General features: G+C 39.2%; 19 protein-coding genes. 8 read left to right on the plus strand and 11 right to left on the minus strand.

What is annotated here, in order from left to right; genetic code table 11:
- The first annotated feature begins 1134 nt into the window (after window positions 1-1134).
- Both ABLA85_RS04830 and ABLA85_RS04835 read left to right on the plus strand, forming a co-directional pair.
- Window positions 1135-2460 (plus strand): hypothetical protein, encoded by a 1326-nt coding sequence (locus tag ABLA85_RS04830; protein WP_367961838.1) that lies wholly within the window; start codon window positions 1135-1137, stop codon window positions 2458-2460.
- An 872-nt stretch (window positions 2461-3332) separates the two neighbouring features.
- Window positions 3333-3896 (plus strand): tyrosine-type DNA invertase, encoded by a 564-nt coding sequence (locus ABLA85_RS04835; RefSeq protein WP_367961840.1) that lies wholly within the window; start codon window positions 3333-3335, stop codon window positions 3894-3896.
- A 458-nt stretch (window positions 3897-4354) separates the two neighbouring features.
- Here ABLA85_RS04835 and yjiA read toward each other — a convergent pair whose 3' ends face one another.
- Complete coding sequence (gene yjiA / locus ABLA85_RS04840) at window positions 4355-5308, minus strand: GTPase (RefSeq protein WP_367961842.1); 954 nt, start codon at window positions 5306-5308, stop codon at window positions 4355-4357.
- A 650-nt stretch (window positions 5309-5958) separates the two neighbouring features.
- Between yjiA and ABLA85_RS04845 the strand changes: the two genes are divergently transcribed.
- The gene (locus ABLA85_RS04845) at window positions 5959-7710 is read left to right on the plus strand and encodes a flavin monoamine oxidase family protein (protein WP_367961844.1); all 1752 of its coding nucleotides are present in this window, start codon (window positions 5959-5961) and stop codon (window positions 7708-7710) included.
- A 205-nt stretch (window positions 7711-7915) separates the two neighbouring features.
- Window positions 7916-9217 (plus strand): FAD-dependent oxidoreductase, encoded by a 1302-nt coding sequence (locus ABLA85_RS04850; RefSeq protein WP_367961846.1) that lies wholly within the window; start codon window positions 7916-7918, stop codon window positions 9215-9217.
- A gap of 120 nt (window positions 9218-9337) precedes the next feature.
- Here ABLA85_RS04850 and ABLA85_RS04855 read toward each other — a convergent pair whose 3' ends face one another.
- The 3 genes from ABLA85_RS04855 to map form a co-directional block, all read right to left on the minus strand.
- Complete coding sequence (locus ABLA85_RS04855) at window positions 9338-9541, minus strand: YbdD/YjiX family protein (protein ID WP_038269137.1); 204 nt, start codon at window positions 9539-9541, stop codon at window positions 9338-9340.
- Window positions 9542-9699: 158 nt separating this feature from the next.
- Entirely contained in the window at window positions 9700-11853 is a 2154-nt protein-coding gene (locus tag ABLA85_RS04860; RefSeq protein WP_367961848.1) for a carbon starvation CstA family protein, read from the minus strand.
- 606 nt (window positions 11854-12459) lie between these two features.
- Window positions 12460-13287 carry a type I methionyl aminopeptidase gene (map, locus tag ABLA85_RS04865; RefSeq protein ID WP_367961850.1) on the minus strand — a complete coding sequence of 276 codons (828 nt, stop codon included), beginning with the start codon at window positions 13285-13287 and terminating at the stop codon, window positions 12460-12462.
- 194 nt (window positions 13288-13481) lie between these two features.
- Here map and ABLA85_RS04870 point away from each other — a divergent pair, with 194 nt between their 5' ends.
- The 4 genes from ABLA85_RS04870 to ABLA85_RS04885 all read left to right on the plus strand — a co-directional run bounded on the left by ABLA85_RS04870 (window position 13482) and on the right by ABLA85_RS04885 (window position 18418).
- Window positions 13482-14087, plus strand: a complete 606-nt coding sequence (locus ABLA85_RS04870) for a plasmid pRiA4b ORF-3 family protein (RefSeq protein ID WP_367961852.1) — start codon at window positions 13482-13484, stop codon at window positions 14085-14087.
- 135 nt (window positions 14088-14222) lie between these two features.
- The gene (locus ABLA85_RS04875; protein ID WP_367961855.1) at window positions 14223-14585 is read left to right on the plus strand and encodes a GFA family protein; all 363 of its coding nucleotides are present in this window, start codon (window positions 14223-14225) and stop codon (window positions 14583-14585) included.
- Between the two features lie 419 nt (window positions 14586-15004).
- Window positions 15005-17566 carry a DNA mismatch repair protein MutS gene (gene mutS / locus ABLA85_RS04880; protein ID WP_367961901.1) on the plus strand — a complete coding sequence of 854 codons (2562 nt, stop codon included), beginning with the start codon at window positions 15005-15007 and terminating at the stop codon, window positions 17564-17566.
- A 33-nt stretch (window positions 17567-17599) separates the two neighbouring features.
- Window positions 17600-18418 carry a tRNA isopentenyl-2-thiomethyl-A-37 hydroxylase MiaE gene (locus tag ABLA85_RS04885; RefSeq protein WP_367961903.1) on the plus strand — a complete coding sequence of 273 codons (819 nt, stop codon included), beginning with the start codon at window positions 17600-17602 and terminating at the stop codon, window positions 18416-18418.
- Window positions 18419-18532: 114 nt separating this feature from the next.
- Here ABLA85_RS04885 and rpoS read toward each other — a convergent pair whose 3' ends face one another.
- The 7 genes from rpoS to ABLA85_RS04920 form a co-directional block, all read right to left on the minus strand.
- Entirely contained in the window at window positions 18533-19528 is a 996-nt protein-coding gene (rpoS, locus tag ABLA85_RS04890; protein ID WP_367961857.1) for an RNA polymerase sigma factor RpoS, read from the minus strand.
- Between the two features lie 53 nt (window positions 19529-19581).
- Window positions 19582-20634 carry a murein hydrolase activator NlpD gene (gene nlpD, locus ABLA85_RS04895; protein WP_367961858.1) on the minus strand — a complete coding sequence of 351 codons (1053 nt, stop codon included), beginning with the start codon at window positions 20632-20634 and terminating at the stop codon, window positions 19582-19584.
- A gap of 154 nt (window positions 20635-20788) precedes the next feature.
- Window positions 20789-21415 (minus strand): protein-L-isoaspartate(D-aspartate) O-methyltransferase, encoded by a 627-nt coding sequence (locus tag ABLA85_RS04900; RefSeq protein WP_047678639.1) that lies wholly within the window; start codon window positions 21413-21415, stop codon window positions 20789-20791.
- On the minus strand, window positions 21409-22173 hold the full coding sequence (gene surE, locus ABLA85_RS04905; RefSeq protein WP_367961859.1) for a 5'/3'-nucleotidase SurE: 765 nt from the start codon (window positions 22171-22173) through the stop codon (window positions 21409-21411). The genes ABLA85_RS04900 and surE overlap by 7 nt, the downstream gene beginning before the upstream one ends.
- Window positions 22174-22526: 353 nt before the next feature.
- Window positions 22527-23576 (minus strand): tRNA pseudouridine(13) synthase TruD, encoded by a 1050-nt coding sequence (truD, locus tag ABLA85_RS04910; RefSeq protein WP_367961862.1) that lies wholly within the window; start codon window positions 23574-23576, stop codon window positions 22527-22529.
- 2 nt (window positions 23577-23578) lie between these two features.
- Window positions 23579-24052 (minus strand): 2-C-methyl-D-erythritol 2,4-cyclodiphosphate synthase, encoded by a 474-nt coding sequence (ispF, locus tag ABLA85_RS04915; protein WP_086955344.1) that lies wholly within the window; start codon window positions 24050-24052, stop codon window positions 23579-23581.
- Entirely contained in the window at window positions 24049-24849 is an 801-nt protein-coding gene (locus ABLA85_RS04920) for a 2-C-methyl-D-erythritol 4-phosphate cytidylyltransferase (RefSeq protein WP_367961864.1), read from the minus strand. The genes ispF and ABLA85_RS04920 overlap by 4 nt, the downstream gene beginning before the upstream one ends.
- Between the last annotated feature and the right edge of the window lie 33 nt (window positions 24850-24882).

Consider the following 24882-nt stretch of genomic DNA (forward strand, 5'->3'; position numbering starts at 1 on the left):
CGTCGTCTTTCAAGTCACAACTTGATTGGATGTATCTTGAAATCCATAGGGTATAGAAGCCTGTCAGACAAATTATCCCTCTCACACTACCCGTTGGGTTCTGTTTAAAGTCGATTGCAATTGGGTATATACAGATACAGGCGGATACAACTAAGATAGAACAGTAAAATATAATAAGTTTTATTATAGGGAAAGTCTATGTAAATACAACACAACCCTATCAGCCGTGTTCTGTTACTATAGTTAAACACCCATTATCTATACTTCCAACAATCCATTTAATTGCAACTACATTCTGTCTGTTAAGGTATAAAAAGTAATTCAACCCCTTATTTAGGATTAGAATAATAGATATTTTAATATTATTAAATCATGCAAATTTCGATATTAAAATCTAATCAATAGAAAAGACAAGAATAATAACAATACCATCTTACTTTAAATATTTTATTAAGCTGTCAATCTGTAAATTAAAATAATAAGAGAGGTTATAATTTAAATGACAATATAGAAACATCATATCACTACTTCCGGCCTATATAAAATTTATCCTGTTCTGCCAAACCCTTCTCAAGAGCTTTATATATCAAAAGGAATTGAGACAGTAATAATACATCTTATTTTATAGTTATAAATTAATTAAGCTCAAAAAAATATACAGATGAATAAATACACTATATGACCATCCAGATGGCCATTAAGACGGATTGCTTTTTATCCATTCCTGACAATAATCACAAGAAAAAACTAGATTAATATTCTAAATTACATCATAATGTAGACAATAAAAAGGATTTAATACTGACAGGGTGTTTTGAGTAAGTATGAGTGTAGTGAATTACATCGCTTTTCTCTCCAATTGTTTCCATATTACAAACAATCACAACGCCTTGGCATAAAGAGAGAATAACAAATCTCAATTTTTACTTTATATAAAAATGATTCTCTAAAAAGTCATATTAAACGGAGTCTTTAGGAAAAATTTTTCTCATAAAATTCTTTAATATCAACACACGATAACTCATTTTTTGAACAAATTTTCTGAAAAAACGTTCTTTGGTATTTATGTGATACGTTTTTCTCTGTGCTTATTCAACACCTATTACAGCACCAAAGATGTAAGCGAGAGCTATTATGAAAACAGCAACAAAAAGTAATGATGTCATGTCCCACGTTTCTTTGGCTGCTCAACGAGCTAATATGACGGAAGCAGAATGGAAACAAGCCATAAAATTTGATGGCATAGACATGGGATGGGTCATCATAAGTATCGGTATGGCAATCGGTGCTGGTATTGTTTTCCTTCCGGTACAAGTCGGTTTAATGGGATTATGGGTCTTCCTGCTCTCTTCGGTTATTGGCTATCCTGCCATGTATCTTTTTCAACGCTTATTCATCAATACACTTGCTGAATCACCTGAATGTAAGGATTACCCTAGTGTAATCAGCGGCTATCTCGGTAAAAATTGGGGCGTTTTTTTAGGTGTGCTCTACTTTATTATGTTGGTGATCTGGATGTTTGTTTACTCCACTGCGATTACCAACGATAGCGCCTCATATCTGCAAACCTTTGGTATTACTGACGAATTGTTATCCGAAAACCCTTTTTATGGCTTAGCCTTAATCTGTATTTTAGTGATGATCTCATCCCGCAGTGAACGATTATTATTTAAACTGTCCAGTCTGATGGTGCTGATAAAACTATTTGTTGTTGCTGCATTAGGGTTTTCCATGATCGGCATGTGGCATCTGTACAATATCGGCGCATTACCTCCTTTCTCTATGCTGATAAAAAAAGCCATTATCACTCTCCCTTTCACACTCACATCCATCCTGTTTATCCAGACACTAAGCCCGATGGTCATTTCTTATCGCAATCATGAAAAAAATCGTGAAGTTGCCCGATATAAAGCACTGCGGGCTATGAATATCGCTTTTGGTATTCTGTTCTGTACAGTATTTTTCTATGCGGTTTCTTTCACGCTGGCAATGGGACATGACGAAGCGGCCAAAGCTTATGAACAGAATATTTCGGCGCTAGCAATTGCCGCACAATTTTTCCCCGGTGGTTGGGTCATTTTAGTCAGTGTTATGCTCAATGTCTTCGCTGTCATGACTGCTTTCTTTGGTGTCTACCTCGGTTTTCGGGAGGCCAGTCAAGGAATAGCCATGAATATTCTTGGCCGCTTAATACCAACAGCAAAAATCAATGAAAAGTGGGTACAAAAAGGCATCATTGTATTCGCTATTTTATTAGCATGGGGAGCAATTATTCTGAATGCACCGGTTTTAAGTTTCACATCTATCTGTAGTCCGATATTTGGTATTGTCGGCTGTCTTATTCCTGCTTATCTGGTTTACAAGGTTCCCAACCTTTATCATCACAAAGGAGTATCACTAATCTTGATCATCTTCACAGGGTTTTTGCTATGTATCTCTCCTTTTCTAGCCTTTTCCTGATGAGATAAAAAACAACCACAAGACGGCTTATCATTAAGATTTACTTACGCTACAGACCTTTCTATTGTGGAAGGTCTGTATGTTCTCAAAGCACCTCCAATAAGCACATAGTGCAACCAATAATTATCGGAATGATGAAATATTTTTTAATTAATCATAATTAATATTTATTTAATAAATCATTACAGCTCAAATAAAAATGGTAAAGTATTGTATTTAATTAGCAAGAAAATAGTATCATTTTAAATGATAACATAAATTTACAATTTACTTATTCATGTTAATTCGGTTATTTTAAATACTATCACATCTCCATTATTTACATCAAAGAAGTCTACTAATTTCAAATCACTTCAATATTCAAAATAAAATCCTGCATATACAAAAAATTCAAAATTTATATCTAAATAATAATGAACACAGCTCTTTAAGTAGATATTTTGCATACAAAAAAGTATACATTTCACTCTAATTAGATAAATCATTTACTTTTTCCAGTAAATGCAGTAAAAAGACGAAATCATTACACCATAAAAGGACAATATAAGAATAAAAAACTAAAAATAAAATTCAGCCAGAAGTTTAGTAGTAAAATTTAATCAATCAGTATTCCTTGTGGAATTCTTTCTATGATTAGCCCATTCTATTCACGAGGGTTACACAACAAATATTTACACTATTTAAATAAATATTTTCATTAAAACAATCATGAGCAGAAGCAGCAAATTTTTTCATTTCCTGTTTTCTAATTATATTAACCTGGTATTTATCCAATTATGTTCAAAAGCTCTGATAGCTTGTTGTATTCGATTAGTTTAAATAGCCCTGTTATTTACAGCTAATCTATCTGATGTAATAGGAATGATAATTTCATGAAGCAACGCAAATTTTTAACCCGATATGAAATAGATGCAATTTTGGCAGAAACAAGACAAGGACGTCATGCTGAACGAGATTATTGCATGCTATTGATGTGTTTTATTCATGGGTTTAGAGTCAGTGAGCTGTGTAATTTATGTTTATCTGATCTCGATTTAAATTCAGCAATTATTCATATAAGACGTTTAAAAGGTGGTCTATCAACAACACATCCTTTGATCCCAGAAGAAATTGAAGCGCTTAAAAGATGGCTGGATATACGTCAAAAATGGCGGGAAGCTGATTCACCCTGGGTATTTCTTTCCCAAAAATCGGGGGCTGTTTCACGACAACAAGTTTATGGGCTACTGAAACGTTATGGAAAAAAGGCCGCAGTCAGCGTTTCTCCACATCCCCATATGTTAAGGCACGCCTGCGGCTATGCACTTGCGGATCTCGGTCGCGATACTCGTTTAATTCAAGATTATCTGGGGCATCGCAACATTTCACACACTGTGATTTACACAGCCAGTAATGTAAAACGCTTTTCCAAAATTTGGGAGACACACTCTAAGTAAATTTTTATTTATTTTTCTTATTTTCACTAACATAACCTGTTATTGCAACAATCTCCACTGCTCCTTTTGTGGAGATTGCAAGTAAACAGAATAGATAACTTTGTTGTAACGTAAATATGATTTTTAACGTATGATAAATTCTATTTATATTTTTTGTTTTATGTTTGTTAAATTACTACTTTATTTCTTTTATAAAAACTTAAATTTCAGGATTTATATTTATAATATATATTTGTATTTAAATATGATCAGCAAATCTATGCCAACACCCAATGGAGTTCAAATCAAATTGAGATGGCACTTTCAGTGCACACCGCTGAGCATATCACTGGGGTGAGAGCGGTAAGCCAACAAAGAGGTAACTTAAAAAATGAAGGGAGATTCCCTTCATTTTTTAAGTTAAATGAAAAGCCCATATCTCAATTTGGCTATCCAGTTAAATTTAAGACAGGTATCAATTATAATTGTGCAAATTTTTCTCTGATTTTCTGTTCTGGTAGATCTATTCCAATAAAAACCAATACACTATGCCGCTGTTCATCGCCGTGCCATTCGCGATCCCAATCTGCACTATATAGACGTTGGACGCCCTGAAACAACAACCTACGCGACTCTCCTTGAATGGCAAGGATACCTTTATAACGCAGTAAACTGTCAGCAAAACTCAGTAACAACTCTTCCATCAGATTTGAAATTTCATTAAATTCAATAGGATGATTCAGATTGACAACGACAGATTGGATACTGTTTTGTTTCCCAGGCACAAAGCGAAAAATCGGTACTGAAACAGTCAATTTATCATTCAACATGAAACCTTCCAGCTCAAATAATAAACTCAAGTCAACCTCGCCATGTACCACTTTATGAATTGGCGCTCCGGCATTAATTCTCTGTAACCGTTCAGTCAGTGCATCATTTTCTGAAGCAACATCCGTTTTCGTTAATAAAATTTTATCGGCATATCCAACCTGTGCCTGAGCAAGAGAAAAACGATCCAGTTGTTGTTCAGCATGTACTGCATCCACTAATGTAATAATACCATCCAGTAAAAAACGCTGGCACAAAATTTCGTGGGAAAAAAATGTTTGAATAATTGGGCCAGGATCAGCCATCCCTGTACATTCGATAATCAGCCTATCAAAAATGAACTTATCTTTATCAAGACCGTCCAATAAATCCAGTAACGCATCTTCCAGTTCATTTGAGCGGCTGCAACAAATACAACCATTGCTTAATGTCTTAATCTGAGTTGCCCTATCTCCAATCAATTCATGATCAATAGGTACTTCACCAAACTCATTTTCAATCACAGCAATTTTATAGCCATGTCCAGCATTAAGAATATGTTGCAATAATGTTGTTTTACCTGATCCCAAAAAACCCGTTAGGATCGTGACGGATATAGGCTTCATTTTCGTTTCCTGCTTCATTATAATAATTTTTTCCTATTCATCTGAAATCATTAAAAAAACTAATTTTCTGAATTATTTTCAAAGTTTTTCAGAGAAAAAAACATTGGATCATCTTAGATGAGTATACTTTAAGAAGAATTTGGCAACAATGTCGATAGCTTTCACCGATAATATCTCTTTCATGATTATTTATTGGCTGATGTGCTACATAGTAAAAACTATTCCATGATATACCTCTCATCTTTAAACTTACAGCTTTGTTGTCTGTATCTTAAAATTTGTAGTATGTAACTTTATTATTCTGATTTACTTTTTATAAAAAAATCAAAATATTATTGTCTAAGCGAATAAACCTAACCACAATTAAATAAAGCAACAATCACATACAATTTAAATAATCGGATTAATCCAGTTACTTTAGCATTTATAAAAAGTATATTATGTCCACGGGCATAGAATAATTATATCCATCACCTTTAAATTTGCAGTTTTTTTATGTTCTCATTCATCGCAGGAGGTAATCTAAGATACATTATATAAATTATTCTCCATTAATAAAAACATCTAAAAAAGCTATTAAATCTCACAGATTGGTATTAAAAAATGATTCCGGGGGAATACTATTTATCTTAATTAAGAGAGAATATCCTATGAAAAAAGACAAAAGAATTGAAATGGATGAGATTCCTCATAGTGTTGATACTCAAGAAGGATTATCAATTGATATAGCAATTATTGGTGCTGGTGTATCTGGCTTATATGCTGGATATCGCCTGTTAAGCGGCCAATATTCAGCCAATACCCATACCCCATCCACTGCTCATATATTTGATTTAAATAATCTTGTGGGAGGAAGGTTACTCTCGGTTAACTTACCCGGTATGGATATCATCAGTGAATTAGGTGGTATGCGCTACCTCACTTCACAAAAAATTACAGCATCCCTAATTGAAGATGTTTTTAAATTAAATTATGAACCATTTCCAAAGAGTGATGCACCAAATAATTTTGTCTATTTACGAGGACAACGTTTCAGGGCTGATGCATGGTCTAAAATGCAAAATAAAGATAAGATTTTAAAAACTCGTTACTTCCTGGACGATAATAATAAAGGTTATAGTTCCTCTCAATTATTTAATAAAGTTATATATGATGTCTTAGTTGCAGATCCCTGGTTCAGAGAAAATTATGCTGATCTTATTGAAAAAACAAATAAATATGACTATAAATTTAAAATAAGCCTGCGCCAATGGGATATTATTAAAAAGAATATAACTTATCTCAAAAAAGGAAGTCCGTATCACGGAATGAAAGTCAAAGACATTGGATTTTGGAATTTAATTAAAGATCAGATCGGACAAGAAGGCTACAATTTTTTATCTGATGCCGGAGGATATTATTCAAATACGATTAATTGGAATGCTGCTGAATCCATGTCTTACATGGTTGGAGACTTCACACAAGCTGATACAAAATATCGAACCATTAAAAATGGATATGATCAATTAGCTTATGCTTTAGCAAAAGCTTATACAAATCAAAATGGCGCTAAACTTTGGCTAAAGAATACCTTAATCACTTTTGAACATAATAATAAAGGGAGTCGCCGTTATTCATTAAAATTTAGGAATGAAAATAGTCAAACTTATTGGACAGTAAACGCTGATACTATTATCCTGGCAATGCCAAAGCGCTCTCTTAATCTCTTAGATCAACAAAACTTCTTCTTTGATAAACAATTATCCAAAGAATTACATAAAAATATTGACTCGGTTATTTCCGAACCGTCACTAAAACTATTAATGGCATTCGAATATCCTTGGTGGACTAAAAAGTTTAAAACTAAATCAGGAGCATCAATCACTGATTTACCTATCCGACAATGTTACTATTTTGGTACGGATAAAAAAAATTCTCATTCATTATTTTTATCCAGCTATAACGATATGAGGACAGTCACATTCTGGAAAGCACTAATGCGAATAAAAGGTAATATCTATGAACCTCGTGAAACCGCTATAGTTTCAGAAGAGAAAATTAAAGCATTTCCCCTGCCCGGTGATCCCGTTTCTAAGTACCTAGTTGAAGAAGCAATTCTTCAGGTTAAGGAAATACATGGTATAGATATTCCACTACCTTATATCGCGAGGATCAAAGATTGGTCTCAAGATCCATACGGAGGCGGATATCATGCCTGGCAAGTCGGCGTATCAGTGGAAGAAGTCATGCCTTTTATGAGGCACCCAATAAAAAATGAATCTGTACATATTATAGGAGAAGCATACTCAGGGGATCAGGGTTGGACTGAAGGCGCATTTTGTGTAGCAGAGCGGTTACTACAAGAAAATTTTTATCTGGATTGGCCAGAATGGTTAGATAAAGAATATTATTTAGGAAGATAATTACTCTATTGACTCAATATATTTTCAAGTGGAATAGATATTCCTATCAATAAAAATAGTCCGTCATCATTTATAATTAATGATGTACTTATACATAGAAAATCGCATTATGGATAGTAGTGTTTGTTTTTAGCGTGCAGTCTGTGTCTGGTTTTATGATTGGTAAGCGTAAAAATTTAACAATGATTAAAATTGGAGAATATGGATGAATCGATATGATTTTACGAAATCAGCAGCACTATTAACAGCAGCAATAAATGTTTCTGCTTTAGGCAAAGATGAACAAGAAGCTACAGTAAATAAAAGCGGATACATTAATAATAAAAAATATGACATTTGTGTTGTAGGAGGAGGAATTATTGGGCTATGTACAGCTTATTATGCAGCTAAGGCCAAGAAAAATGTTTTACTCATAGAGAGAAATACGTTAGGTACACAAGATTCAAGCTCTGCCGGGCATGTCAGAATGTGGAGAACGGTTTATGATGATCTTGAACATGCCACATTATCCTTTAGTGCAGGGAAACTTTATCATGAGTTAGAAGAAGAGCTAAATTCTAAGTTCATATATATGAACGGATTACTCAACTTTGGTATAGCAACAGGTGATACACCACAGGGAACTCTGTTCGGGCCAATAAAGGTTTTAAAGAAACTCAATAAGCAGTATGAAATTTTAACAAAAAAAGAATTAGAAACAAAATATCCATTCAAAAATCTACCGGAAGATTACATGGGGTTGTATAGCCCAGATAATGCTACTATAGATGTCAAACATATTATAAGGAAACTGGGGCAGTATTTAAAAGAATCAGATAATGTTACCGTCCTTGAATATACTGAAGTGAATAAGATTTCCAGCCGTCATGATGGTGTCACTATTATGACAGCTAATGATAACTATAAAGCCGATAAAATAGTCATTACTTCTAATGCTTTTACTAATAAACTATTACCTCAATCATTGGGAATAAAAATAAATTATATGATTTGGGATATGTGTTTCTCATACTATAAATTAACAGGAGAAATTCCAGAAAGAAACTATCCAATGTTCTTCCAGTTTGAGAATCCTAAAAACGGTTACAGTAATCTTTTCTATGGTTTTCCCAGTTATGAATTTGCACGAAAAGGTTTTATCCGTCTTGCCGTAGATTGGGCTTCACATAAATTTTATGATGTGGATGACAGAATTTTTGCGCCGAAGGAGTTAGATATTAATATAACCAGAGATTTTGTCATCAATTATATGAGAGGGGTTGATACTACACCTATTGATATGGCAAGAGCATTACATGCAGATCTTCCTGATAATACAGCAGTATTAGATTTTATACCTAAGCAATATGATCAATACCAAAATATTGTCTTATCATTAGGTGGTTGGACATTTAAATTTGCGCCATTATTTGGAAAAGCATGTGCTGATCTGGCATTGACTGGAAAAGCGGGATTCGACAACCATACATTTAGAATAAACAGGAAAAATATTATCCAACCGATTTAAGAAACAGATTCATTTAACTTAAAATCGTAGGTCACAGTAATTCGAAGAACAGGATTTAAGCCAGCAAAACAATTTCGCTGGCTTTTTTCATTGTGTCAAATTGCACTTCCATTTAGCAGACTAGCAACAGCGCATACCACCTTTACCATCACCGCCATAACGTGCATTCTGGCGTTCACGGAAAAACTCTTCATAAGTCATATAAGGCTGATCAGGATGATTATCCTTCATATGCTGTACATAAATGTCATAGTCAGGAACTCCCACCAGCATACGAGCAGCTTGCCCTAAATATTTTCCGGCTCGCCCAAGATTACCAAACATAATGTTCTCCAATCGCTGTTCTCAAAAGCTATTTCTTTCAAAAGTTATTCCTTAACCTTATACCTTAAAGAAAGGCCCCACATAATACAAAGGCGATTATGTGGGGATAGCTATGACCAGGGCAGTTTTATGTATCTGCTATCGGTTTGAGTATTACATCAATGCGTAGAAGAAACTTTTACCCCACCTTCTGGAACAGGAACATAAGGTGTTTCTTTATCTGTACGTTCCGGATTTTTGTTCGCTTTTATTGCGGTCTTAATACCATAAATAATGATGCTATAGACCACGATAAGGAACAAAATACTTAAACCCGCGTTGGTATAGTTGTTCACAACAATGTGATTCATGTTACTGATCTGCTGCGCAGTCAATTCTGCTCCACCTTCCGCAATACGCTGTTTATACTCTTTTGCCAGGAAGAAGAAACCTTCCAGTTTGGGGTTGTCACTGAATAATTTCAGTCCCAACGCCCAGGTAGTACAAATCAGCAACCAGATCGCAGGCACAACAGTGACCCAAATGTACTTAGTACGTTTCATTTTGATCAGCACAACAGTACCCAGTACCAGTGCAACGGCTGCCAGCATCTGGTTCGAGATCCCAAACAGTGGCCACAGGCTCTTGACACCACCTAATGGATCAACAACGCCTTGATACAACAGATAGCCCCACATACCCACACAGCCCGCTGTACCGATTATCCCCGCAATTAGAGAATCTGTTTTTTTCAGGAATGGTACAAAATTCCCTAATAAATCCTGCAACATAAAGCGGCCAGAACGTGTTCCTGCATCCAACGCGGTCAGAATGAATAGCGCTTCAAACAGAATACCAAAATGATACCAGAAGCCCATATCTGCAACCGGAACGATCTGATGGAATACATGAGCAATACCCACAGCCAGAGTTGGCGCTCCTCCTGCACGATTCAGGACAGAAGGTTCACCAATGTCTTTTGCTGTTTGCAGAATTTGATCTGGTGAAATAACAAAACCCCAGGAACTGACTGCTGCTGCGGCTTGTGTGGTCACATCTTTCAACGCAGTCATAATCACTGGCGCTTCCGCCGTTCCCAGATTGTGCAAATCAGGCATAGTAATGCCCAACGCCGCCGGAGGCGTATTCATGGCAAAATAAAGCCCTGGTTCGATAATAGATGCCGCAACCAGTGCCATAATAGCAACAAACGATTCCATCAACATCGCGCCATAGCCAATAAAACGCGCATCTTTTTCGTTCGCCAGCAACTTAGGTGTTGTACCAGAAGAGATAAGAGCATGGAAACCAGAGACTGCACCACAAGCAATAGTGATAAACAAGAATGGGAATAATGTCCCTTTCCAGACAGGCCCTGTACCATCGATAAATGGTGTAACGGCTGGCATTTTCAGATCAGGATTGAGGATCACAATACCAATCGCCAAACCAACAATCACACCAATTTTCAGGAAAGTCGCCAGATAATCTCGTGGCGCCAGGATCAGCCAAACGGGTAATAATGCAGAAACAAACGCATACCCAATCAACGCATAAGTAATGGTAGTATCTTTAAAAGTTAAAGCAGGCCCCCAGTAAGGATCAGCCGCTACAACACCACCGAACCAGATTGCAGCGATCAGCATCAAGATCCCAATAACTGAAACTTCTCCCACGCGACCCGGACGGATATATCGCATGTAGATCCCCATGAAAAGTGCAATCGGTACGGTGGAACAAACGGTAAATACTCCCCACGGACTTTCTGCCAATGCTTTCACCACAATTAGTGCCAGAACTGCCAGAATAATAATCATAATCAAGAAGCAACCAAATAGAGCGATTGTGCCCGGAACCCGCCCCATTTCTTCTTTAACAATCTCTCCTAATGATGCTCCATTACGACGAGAAGAGATAAACAACACCATAAAATCCTGTACTGCACCAGCAAGCACAACTCCGGCCAGCAACCACAATGTTCCCGGCAGATAACCGACTTGCGCAGCCAACACCGGCCCGACTAATGGCCCCGCCCCTGCAATAGCTGCAAAATGGTGACCAAACAGAACATTTTTGTTGGTAGGAACATAATTCAGTCCATCATTATTAACAACAGCAGGTGTTGCCCGCGTTTCATCCAGCTTCATCACCTTTGTGGCGATATAAAGGCTGTAATACCGATAAGCAACCAGATAAACTGCTACAGAAGCAACGATTATCCATAAAGCACTAACATGTTCTCCCCGACGCAGTGCAACAACTCCGAGGCAACATGCCCCAATTATCCCCAATATTATCCAGGGAATATGTTTTAAAAATTTATTATTGTTCATAAAACACCCTTTTTAAGGTAAGACGAACAGCAAGTTACTCTTTTTTCTTCCACTTCAAGAAACCAGTTATCTGATCACAGAAGAAAGAAACACTACTCGCCACACTGCACTATGATATGAAACTTCCTTCTGCGATATTAAAAGGATCTGAGTCAACGGCGGAATAGCACATTAAGCGGTCATAATCCTTCTATAAGTGGTTTCAGAGTAATTAAAACCTGACTAATTTTGTGAGTAAGCTCACTGTTCATAAACCTTAATCAATGGCATCGTCTTTCAAGCGATTAAAATCTCTATACTCATCAGAGAATGAAATGACAGTATGTTGACAGCAGCATAGTTGATTAGAAAACCAATCACATTCAGATAGTCACCGTGGTTCTTCAGTGTCCTAAGCGCATGGACAACATCTTTTGCGACAATCCCTTAGAACTGTACTTAGCCCAAATGAGGCGTACAATATTCCAACGATGGAAAACAGAGAGAGCAATATGAAATATATACGTTTATTGATAGCAGCAAGAAATAAAATAAAAAGTATTTTTATTCTTATAAAATAAAGGCATAAAATCCCCATAATTTTACATAATTATAAGAAATCGATACTTATTGGTTAATTATGTTGAGATCCATAGGGTATTTACAACGCTCAAAAACTTCACGTTCTTCATCCCGTAGAGTCAAGACTTTGAAACCATTATGAGTAACCAAGACAGTATGTTCAAACTGGGCTGAAAATCGACGATCTTTTGTTGTCACTGTCCAGCCATCCTTATGCAATTTGATCTCTTTTTTCCCCTGATTAATCATCGGTTCAATTGTGAAAGTCATACCTTCTTCCAATACAACCCCTTCACCAGCTCTGCCATAGTGCAAAACCTGGGGCTCTTCATGCATATTACTGCCTATCCCATGACCACAATATTCGCGTACAACGCTATAATTATTCGCCTCAGCGTGCTGCTGTATTGCCTGCCCGATATCTCCCAGTGTGATCCCCGGCTTTACAATCTTAATTGCTTTATACAGACACTCCTGCGTCACATCTACCAAGCGCTTGACATGAGAAGCAACTTCTCCGACACAAAATGTGACACTACTATCGCCGTAGTACCCATCTTTTTTAACCGTCACATCCACATTGACAATATCACCATTTTTCAGTCTCTTATCAGATGGCCAGCCATGACAGACAACATGATTAACCGATGTATTGGCAGTATGCGGAAAACCATATTGCCCCAAGCTACCGGGAATTGCTCCGAGAGTATTAACAATATAGTCATGACAAAATGCATCTATTTCCAAAGTTGTTATTCCCGGAGTGATAATTGGCCGAACAGCTTCAAGCACTTGCCCGGTCAAACGCCCGGCGATCTCCATTCTTTTTATTTCTTCTGCATTTTTTATCAATATATTATTGCTATTTTCCATTTATTTTCTCTTATTTTTCAGTACGTAGGATTACACTCTTAATAATGCCCTTGCATAAGTGAATAACTCAAGCTATTTATTAAAATTTGTTCGCATTCTCATTATGTACACTTCATACTGTAATGTAGTTTTCCAATATTCAATATATATACTTCCCCATCAGTATCAATTATCCAAGCAATTAAGGGCGAAAAATGGAAAAGTTTTATCAGTTAAAGATTACACTTACGGAAACAAAACCTGCTATATGGCGTCGTTTCATTGTTCCATCCAATATTTCACTGGATAGATTACATGATGTAATTCAAATCGTTATGGGATGGGAAGATAGCCATTTACATGAGTTTATTTTTGATTCTAAACGCTTCACTGAAATGCCGGAAGGGCCAGGAGAAGGTCTGGAAGAAGGGAAATTCAAACTTGATTCACTTATCAAACGTAAAGGAAGTAAATTCATTTATCTTTATGACTTTGGTGATGCCTGGGAGCATGAAGTTTTATTAGAAAACAGTAACTATTCTCCCGAAGAATTACCTATGCCGATCTTCTGCCTCGAAGGTGAACAAGCCTGTCCTCCAGAGGATTGTGGCGGAGTCTACGGCTATGTAGATCTGATTAATATTCTTAAAGATCCTACTCACGATGAGTATCAGGAAATGTTTGAATGGGTTAATGGTGATACTGAAATTTCCCCAGATAATGTTTTTTCTCCTGAAAAATGTGTTCCCGAAGAAATAAACAATATGCTGGCTTTATATTACCGCTGGTCGCGGGATCGTTATGTGCCACTGTTTAAATAAATAAGTTAGTCATATAACTTAATTACTGGCTTTTGCTATTTTATCTCAGAAATAAATTACATCAGATGGAGAAGTTGTTATCAAAGAAGATGGAAGTATTACATATTGTGCTAAAACGTTATATAAGGGATAACTATGAGCATATCAGAATATCGTGGTGGCTGTTTATGCGGCAATATCAGATTTATTGCTACAGGGATTCCAGTCAATCCTCATACCTGTTCATGTACTATGTGCCAAAAACACTCTGGGGCATTGATGCTCTGTTGGGTAGAGTTTCCCAAAAATTCTATTCAATGGATTGGTAAAGGTGGTTTTCCATCCCTGTATCGATCTTCAGATTATTCCAGCCGTGCATTTTGCAGCCAATGTGGCAGTTCATTAGGTGCCATTGATGATGGCCCGACTGTTGGGTTAATTCTTGGTAATTTTGATGATCATGAACAAAAGGCATTAATTCGCTTATCACATTCTTATCAATCTTCACGTACAGAATAGAATATAGTCGCAACAGAAAACCCATTATGCCTATCTTGAACAAGAATAGGCATTACAATCAATCTCTCAAGACTAATTTCAATTAACATTTGCAAAAACAGTAGGAGCATAGCGGTATACATAGCAAAATGATTTAAATCGAGCGGCTTCGCAATCCTGTTTCATAGTCAGAAAATCTGATACATTCCCGATTACAATCCTGATATCCTACCCTGCAACTCTTGCTCTTTATGTAAGCAATCGAATCCACAGATGAATCACACAGATTATCAGTGATAAGATAGTGTTTTCGCCCAGCATGAGGTTCATTAACGTTCTATCCTTAGCTGATTATATTTAGGTTTTGTCATTTCGATGGGTTGACTGAGTGTCGATAGCCCAACCGAGTCAACAGGAATAAAAAATTGAATCAAATCAATATGAAAGAATCTCCAGCAAAGGATATAGATAGCCATACCCCAATGATGCAGCAGTATCTGCGACTGAAAGCGCAACACCCGGACATTCTGCTGCTATACCGCATGGGGGACTTTTATGAGTTGTTCTATGACGATGCCAAAAAGGCGGCAAAGTTACTGGATATTTCGCTGACTAAACGTGGGCAATCCGCAGGCCAGCCAATTCCAATGGCAGGAGTTCCTTATCATGCAATCGAAAACTATCTGGCAAAACTGGTTCAACTCGGTGAATCTGCGGCAATATGTGAGCAGGTTGGTGATCCTGCTAACAGTAAAGGTCCTGTAGAACGTAAAGTTGTACGTATCGTAACGCCGGGTACTGTCACTGACGAAGCATTGCTGCAAGAACGTCAGGATAATCTTCTGGCGGCTATCTGGCATGACAGCCAAGGATTCGGGTATGCTACTTTGGATATCACTTCTGGCCGCTTCCGTGTTTCTGAAATAGCTGATGAGGATACCATCTCAGCAGAGCTTCAACGTACTCGCCCGGCAGAATTACTTTACCCTGAAACTTTCAGTCATATGGCGCTGATTGAACGCTGCCACGGTCTGCGTCGCCGCCCAATGTGGGAATTTGAACTGGATACGGCAAGGCAGCAATTGAACTTGCAATTTGGTACTCGTGACCTGATAGGTTTTGGTGTGGAAAAAGCCACGCTGGCGCTTCGGGCTGCGGGTTGTCTGCTGCAATATGTCAAAGATACGCAGCGCACTGCTCTGCCCCATATCCGCAATATTACGATGGAATGTCAGCAAGAAACCGTCATTATGGATGCTGCAACCCGCCGTAATCTCGAATTGACCCAAAATCTGTCGGGAGGCACTGAAAATACGTTGGCTTCGGTGTTGGACCAGTGTGTAACGCCAATGGGCAGCCGCATGTTGAAACGTTGGCTACATACTCCGATTCGTAACAAAAATATACTGGAAAATCGCCAGCAGGCGATTTCTGCACTCCAGGAAATCGGCTTTGAGCTACAACCGTTTTTACGTCAGATTGGTGACTTAGAACGTGTACTTGCCCGCCTCGCTCTTCGTTCCGCTCGTCCCCGTGATCTGGCAAGAATGCGTCATGCATTCCAGCAATTACCTGATATCCACCAGATTATGGCCTCCTCTGATTCGCCTTATATCCAAGTATTACAACAGCGTATCGGTCATTTCGATGAGTTACAAACACTGTTGGAAAAAGCGATTGTCGAAACACCTCCGGTTCTGGTACGTGATGGTGGCGTGATTGCAACCGGCTATAATGCTGAGTTAGACGAATGGCGGGCATTGGCGGATGGGGCCAGTGATTATCTTGACAGACTGGAAATCCGCGAACGCGAAAAGCTTGGTATTGATACTTTGAAAGTCGGCTTCAATGCCGTGCATGGTTACTATATTCAGGTCAGCCGTGGACAAAGCCATCTCGTACCGATTCATTATGTACGCCGCCAAACCCTGAAAAACGCAGAACGTTACATTATTCCTGAACTAAAAGAATATGAAGATAAGGTTCTGACTTCCAAAGGTAAAGCGCTCGCTATCGAAAAAGCACTGTATGAAGAACTGTTCGATTTATTGCTCCCTCATCTGGCTGCATTGCAAACCAGTGCGGAAGCCCTTTCAGAATTAGATGTTCTGGCAAACCTGTCTGAACGCGCTGAAACATTGAACTATACTTGCCCGACCCTGACTGATAAAGCGGGGATACAAATCACAGGCGGTCGTCATCCGGTTGTCGAGCAGGTGCTCAGTGAGCCTTTTATTGCAAACCCATTAACGCTTTCATCGCAACGTCGTCTGTTAATCATCACAGGGCCGAATATGGGGGGTAAAAGTACTTATATGCGTCAGACAGCCTTAATTACGTTATTGGCGTATATCGGCAGTTTTGTTCCTGCTGAAAAAGCCGTAATTGGGCCTGTAGACCGTATTTTCACACGGGTAGGGGCTTCCGATGATCTGGCTTCAGGGCGTTCAACCTTCATGGTGGAAATGACCGAAACTGCCAATATCCTGCATAACGCAACAGAGCATAGTCTGGTTCTGATGGATGAGATCGGGCGTGGTACATCAACTTACGATGGTCTATCCCTCGCCTGGGCCTGCGCTGAAAATCTGGCTAATCGCATCAAAGCAATGACGCTGTTTGCTACTCACTATTTTGAATTAACAAAACTGCCTGAAAAGCTCGAAGGGGTGGTTAATATCCATCTGGATGCTGTAGAACATGGCGATACCATTGCTTTTATGCACAATGTTCAAGAGGGTGCTGCCAGCAAAAGTTACGGGTTGGCTGTTGCTTCACTGGCAGGTGTCCCCCGCGATGTTATCAAACGAGCACGCCAAAAATTGAAAGAACTGGAATCGCTTTCCAATAACGCAACTGTAGGTTATGTCGATACCCCCCAATTGACGCTACTGACAGAAGAAACTTCTCCAGCGGTTGAAGCGTTGGAAAATCTGAATCCAGATTCCTTGACACCACGTCAAGCATTAGATTGGATTTATCGTTTGAAAGACATGGTGTAACAAGGATATTGTATAAAAATGACGGGTTTACAAATGAAACTTAATATCAACCTGTTAGAGCCAATTTATCAATTTTTACAGTGTGAGACACCGGATCAATGGGTAGAAAAAGCACGACAACCGGAAAATCTTCCGGTTTTACTGCGTGATCACCTTCTGTGTGAATTAAAAGCAGCTCAAAGCGCAATGTTCCTGATCCGCAAATACGCTGTAGATCCTGCAAGTGCTGACACTTTGCTAGCATGGTTTAAACCCTATGAGGATTTCGCCTATAAAAAAATGGGCGATATTCATTCATTGAAAGACAAAAGTCAGGTTACCAAGCAAATTACAGCACGAGAAAAATCCCCCTATGGCCAAACGCTGATTGATAAAATGGTGTTATTGATTAAAGAAGAACTACACCACTTTTATCAAGTGCTGGAAATTATGGATGCCAGAGGAATCAACTATGACAGCATCAGCGCCAGTCGTTATGCCAAGTCATTATTTCAGCATATCACGAACCATGAACCTTACACGTTGGTAGATAAGTTGATTATTGGGGCATATATTGAAGCTCGCTCTTGTGAGCGTTTCGCGAAACTGGCTCCTCATCTGGATGAAGAGTTGAGTAAATTTTATATTTCTCTGCTGCGTTCAGAAGCACGCCATTATCAGGATTATTTAACGCTGGCTCAATCTATTTCTAAAGAAGATATTACTGAAAGAGTGAAATATTTCGGTCAAATTGAAGCTGAGCTTATTCAGTCACCAGATCCTGATTTCAAATTCCATAGTGGTATACCTATAAATAGTTACACTAATATAAGTAGTGATTTCGCCAGAAATTATGATGTTCCAGTAAATTAACCAAATAATAAATAAAAAGGTGAGCTAATAAGTCCACCTTTTTATTCAATTATCTCTTTATCTTTCAAGTTACAGCTTTTTCAGCCATATCTTGAATGCTATTAGGCATAAAAATTAAGTACGAAATAATGATTCAATGTTCAAGCCCTGGGTGTGCAGAATATCTCTGAGACGACGCAACCCTTCCACCTGAATCTGACGGACTCTTTCCCTGGTTAACCCAATTTCTCGCCCGACATCTTCCAATGTTTCCGCTTCGTATCCAAGTAAACCAAAACGGCGAGCCAGAACTTCACGTTGTTTTGCATTCAACTCAAACAACCATTTGACAATACTTTGTTTCATATCATCATCCTGAATAGTTGTTTCTGGCCCTGAATCATTTTCATCAGACAAAATATCCAATAATGCTTTATCTGAATCCCCACTAATTGGCGTATCAACGGAAGTAATACGTTCATTAAGTCGCATCATACGACCTACATCATCAACTGGTTTATCCAGTTTTTCCGCTATTTCTTCAATACTTGGCTCATGATCCAATTTATGAGCCAACTCTCTGGCAGTACGTAAATAAACATTTAGCTCTTTAACGATATGAATAGGCAAACGAATCGTACGAGTTTGATTCATAATAGCCCGTTCAATTGTCTGGCGGATCCACCAAGTTGCATAAGTGGAAAAACGAAAACCTCTTTCAGGATCGAATTTTTCTACTGCTCGAATAAGACCAAGATTACCTTCTTCAATCAAATCCAAAAGTGCCAGCCCTCGGTTGCTATATCTGCGGGAGATTTTAACTACCAACCGCAAATTACTTTCAATCATGCGCTGGCGTGCAGCAATATCTCCCCGCAATGCGCGTCTGGCGAAAAGAACTTCTTCCTCTGCTGTCAACAAAGGAGAAAAACCAATCTCTCCGAGATAAAGCTGTGTTGCATCAAGAACTCGCTGGTTTACTCCTTGCAACAAATCCAAATCTTCATCAAGACTCGTTAAATCATCCTCGTCTTTCAGCAACGCTTCATCAAAGTCATCGGCTTCCATGCCACTTTCGTCTAAATCCGCCTCTTCATACAACTCATTAACTTTAAGCGTACCTTGGCTCATCAGCTGCTCCTACCCATGATAATGCGGACAGGAGTTCAGGTTCCTGCCCCGGTTTATCGCTGCGGAAGATAACGCAGCGGGTTTACGGATTTTTCCCTGTATCTAATCTCAAAATGCAATCTTACTGAACTGGTTCCGGTGCTACCCATAGTGGCTATTTTTTGCCCTGCCTGTACTTCTTGCTGATCTCGCACCAACATAGCGTCATTGTGAGCATAGGCACTCAGGTAGTCATCATCATGTTTTATTATTATTAGATTTCCATATCCGCGTAATGCGTTTCCGGTGTAAACAACTTTCCCATTAGCGGCCGCAAAAACGGGTTGGCCACGACTCCCCGCAATGTCAATGCCTTTATTTCCACCCCGAGAATCTGAGAAACCTTCAAGAATCTTTCCTTCCGCAGGCCATTTCCAATTATTGATCGCCTTACTCGCATTTAAACCTGTCTCTGGAGATGCTTTAGAGGCGGCATCGTCACTATCAGAAACTGTCACTCTTGGCAACATCTTTCCAGGATTCCGCCTATCAATATTTGCAGGATACGCATTACCTTTTTGAAAATCAACCTGCTCAATTTCAGATTGAGTACTATTTGATGCTATTAATACACCATTTTTGGAGTTTGCATTGCCAATTCTCAGGACTTGACCAACATTTAAGCTATAAGGTTCTGAAATACCATTTATGTGAGATATATCACGAAAATCTTTACCAGTAATCCACGCAATGTAAAATAAAGTGTCTCCATGTTTAACTGTGTAAGTATTGCCGTTATAGCTGCCTTTAGGAATGTTCTCATAATTGCGGTCATAGACGATCCCCTCTTGCTGAGCAGGCATATTGCCAGCATGATTCACTGGATATCTATTATCTGAAGCACGATGCTCTATTGGCCGATTTGTAGAAATGACAGGGGGAGAAGATGGCATAGGTCTCGAAACCGATGGACTCCGGGAGGATATTATTCCGTTTTTTTCCTGATTATCCACACTCACTATTGGTGCAGGACGGTTCGTTGTATTACTACAACCTGTCAGAATGACTCCCATAATAACGCAGGTTATTATCCACTGTATTTTTTTCATTAAGTTTCCTACTTTCATACCTTATTCCCCCATAAAGGCAAATATAAGTGATAAGCATGATGATTTATAAAGAAATTTAGATGTACAAAAATATTTAAAGCAAAATACTTTTTTTATCTCAAAAAATGATGACTAATTTAAAAATAGCGGCAAAAAAATTTAAATCAGCAGATTATGCCAGTTCGCCCTGGATCAGGGGTACGAAACGAACAGATTCGATGACTTCACTATGAAAATCGTTCCCATAGCGACGTACCACTTTTAGCGACTGAGAACGCTCACCAACTGGCAATACCATCACGCCGCCATCTGCAAGCTGATGTAATAGTGCCTGTGGTATTTCTGGAGGTGCTGCTGTGACGATAATGGCATGAAATGGTCCCTTTGACGGCCAACCATTCCAGCCATCCCCATGGCGGGTTGAGATATTATGCAAATCGAGCTGTTTTAACCTGCGCTTAGCCTGCCACTGTAACCCCTTAATACGTTCTACGGAGAAAACATGCCTGGCTAAATGAGCAAGTATAGCCGTCTGATAGCCAGATCCCGTTCCAATCTCCAACACATTAGATTCAGGGGTCAAATTCAGTAGCTCAGTCATACGAGCAACAATATACGGCTGAGATATAGTCTGCCCAGATCCAATGGGCAATGCTGTGTTTTCATATGCCTTATGCGCCAAGGCTTCATCCACAAAGCATTCCCTGGGCACTCTGGATATCACGTCCAGCAGGTGTTCGTTCTGTATTCCCTGCTGGCGCAATTGTGTCAGCAAATTTTTCATTAACCGACTTAACATTCTCCCATTTCCCCGACTTTCAACAACCAATCAGCGACCAATTCCTGTGCTTTATAGGCTGTCAAATCTACCTGCAAAGGAGTAATGGAGACAAATCCTTCTTCTACCGCAGCAAAATCTGTTTCCGGGCCAGCATCATGCTTTTCTCCCGGAGGCCCTATCCAATAAAGCATATCGCCCTTGGGATCTTCCAGAGAATAAACTTCTTCAGCCGCACTTCGGCAACCACATCGTGTTACCTTAAACCCTTTGATTTGCTCAATAGGTATATCAGGCACATTGATGTTCAGAATATTACCGGCTCTCAATGGGAATTTTTGTAACAGATTCAACAAACGTACAGTAACTTCTGCTGCTGTGTCATAATGTTTGTCACCATCAAGTGATACGGCAAGGGCGGGTAACCCTAAATGACGCCCTTCCATTGCAGCAGCAACTGTACCGGAATAAATTACATCATCACCTAAATTGGGACCACAGTTGATCCCTGAAACCACAATATCCGGGCGAGGACGAACTAACTTATTGACCCCCAAGTAAACACAGTCTGTCGGTGTTCCTTCCCTAACTGCAACATCACCATTATTCAATACGCTGATACGCAAAGGACGATCCAACGTTAAAGCATTCGACGCACCGCTACGGTTACGATCAGGTGCAATAACCTGCACATGATATTGTTCCCGTAATTTAGCCGCTAAAGTTTGAATACCCGGCGCAGTGACACCATCATCATTACTTAGCAATATCCGCAGCATTAAAATATCTCATTGATTTTACTTATTAAAACATAGAATGATACTGTGATTTTCCCTATCCATTGTCCTATTTTCATGGTGTAACTTACTTCCCAGGACAAGATCAGGATTATCAGAAAATCGTTTGATCTTAGCATGAGGCAACCCATTTTGTAGAGCGCTTTACATTCAGCCTGTTTAAATAAGAAAATACTTACCACAAAAATTATCCATCAATATAATGAACAAAGAATCTGTAGAAAAAATAGAAGAAAGTGTATTTACATTCACTACCTGGAAAGGAAATAAAATTCCAGTCATATCGCTAACCCTATGACTGGAAATAAGTGAAGGGAATCAGAAATAAAAAATCACTACTCAGCAATATCAGCAGCGTTATTTTTATCCTGATTAATCAATTCCCTGACAACACTGGTTGCAAAACTACCTGATGGCAAAGAAAAATGAAGAGTGACAGTTTGGTCATCCTGCCATTCCCAACGCAAATTAAGTGGTTTCACCAACATCGCCCTGCGAGCGCTTTCTACACGTTCACGCTTAACCAATGCCCACAGTGAACCGTAATCTTGTAAGCATCGCTGTTCAAAATCCAGAGCCTGATGTTGTGTCCCCAATGCCTTGTCTCCCGGCAACGGAGCGGTAATCTGTAACTCCCCATCGATAACCCGCTGCTGTAGCACAGCCAGTTCAGATTCGTCAGCCACAAACCAACTACCACGCCCTGTTAACTGTAATGCGTCACCATTTTGTACCTGCTGATGCTCACCCTGTGCAATACGTATGCTAGTAATGGTATTAAACATAGCACTGCGGCAAGCAGAAAGGTAAAAGCTACGGCGATTGCGTTCTTTAACCTGTATTTCATTTTCTGCCCAACGCTGTGCCTGAACCAGATTCTGCCCATTACGCCCAAAACGCTGTTCGCCAAAATAATTAGGAACACCTGTCTGAGCTACCAGTTGCAAGCGTTTTTCCACTGATTGCCGATCAGAAACTTCTCTTAAAATCAGTGTAAAATCATTACCTTTCAATGCACCAATGCGTAGTTTGCGTTTCTGGCGAGCGGTGCCCAGTATTTCACACCCTTCAAGCTGGAATGTAGTTAAATCGGGATCTTGTTTTCCCGGCAGATGCAAACAGAACCACTGTTCAGTCACTGCATTACGATCTTTTAAACCCGCATAGCTGACAGAGCGTGCTGATATTTTGGCAAAACGAGCAAGATGATCGGCAACAAACTGAGTGTTACATCCTGTCTTACGGATATGTACCATTAAATGTTCGCCTTCTCCATCAGGAGAAAAACCTAAATCTTCACGAACAATAAAATCTTCTGGTGCTGCTTTAACAACTCCGGTTGCTTCCGGGCGATCATAAAGCCAATGTAATTCATGCAATACCATGCTTATTCCTTCACCAGCAAAGCCACTGCTTCACAGGCAATACCTTCTTTACGTCCGACAAATCCCAGTTTTTCAGTGGTTGTCGCTTTAACGTTAATGTCATCCATATGGCACTCAAGATCTTCTGCCAGATTAACCCGCATCTGAGGAATATGGGGCAACATTTTAGGTGCTTGCGCGATAATTGTGATATCAAGATTACCAATCCGATAACCTTTTTCACGGATACGCCGATAGGCTTCTTTCAACAATTCACGGCTATCTGCACCTTTAAAGGCCGGATCAGTATCTGGAAACAATTTCCCGATATCTCCCAAAGCCGCAGCCCCCAACAGAGCATCAGTTGCAGCATGTAAGGCGACATCACCATCTGAATGTGCAATCAATCCCTGCTCATAAGGAATACGGACGCCGCCAATGATCAATGGCCCTTCTCCACCAAATTTATGTACATCAAAACCGTGACCAATTCTCATACGCTATGTTCCTTTGATTTTCGGGATAGATAAAACTCAGCCAATGCCAGATCTTCAGGTTCGGTCACTTTAATATTGTCCGCTCTTCCTTTGATCAGGACTGGACGATGGCCGCAATATTCCAATGCTGAAGATTCATCCGTAATGCAGGCTTGCTCTGAAAGCGCTTTAATCAAGCAATCACGCAATAGCTGTAAAGGAAATAATTGCGGAGTTAACGCGTGCCAAAGGCCATTACGATCAACTGTATGATCAACAAGTAATGGATTTACCGCAGATATTTTTTCCACCGGCGAAACCAGCATACGTTTCATTGTGTCCCTGACGGGAGCTGCCAGTAATCCACCACAAAGTGAGCCACCATAAAACGATCCACCATAAAACAAACCGTCACACACAGCAGGAGAGCTCTCGTTTTTATCGACCAATTGCAGTAAGTTATCAAGGTCATCCCGATGTAAACAAGGACGAGCTGCATCATGGACTAAAACCCAAGTTGAGCGTTCCGGTGAAAGTTCTGACAAATAATTCAGTCCCGCCAGCACAGAAGCAGCACGCTCATCACCACCAATAACGGTTGTGATACGTGGATCAGAAGCAATAACCAATTGGTTAAATTGCGTGTCAGCAGGATTCAGCACAATAACAATTTGCTGTATACGGGAATGTTCAAGCAATACAGACAACGTGTGCTCAATAATGGTTTTTCCCGCAACGTTAAGATATTGTTTCGGGCATTCTGATTTCATCCGGCTGCCAATACCAGCCGCCGGGATCAAGGCAACTATTTCAGTCATAAAGTTAAATCAATCATAACAGTATCTGCGGGA

This window comes from Xenorhabdus sp. SGI246 (assembly GCF_040838225.1).
In the GTDB taxonomy this organism is placed as follows: Bacteria; Pseudomonadota; Gammaproteobacteria; order Enterobacterales; family Enterobacteriaceae; genus Xenorhabdus; species Xenorhabdus indica.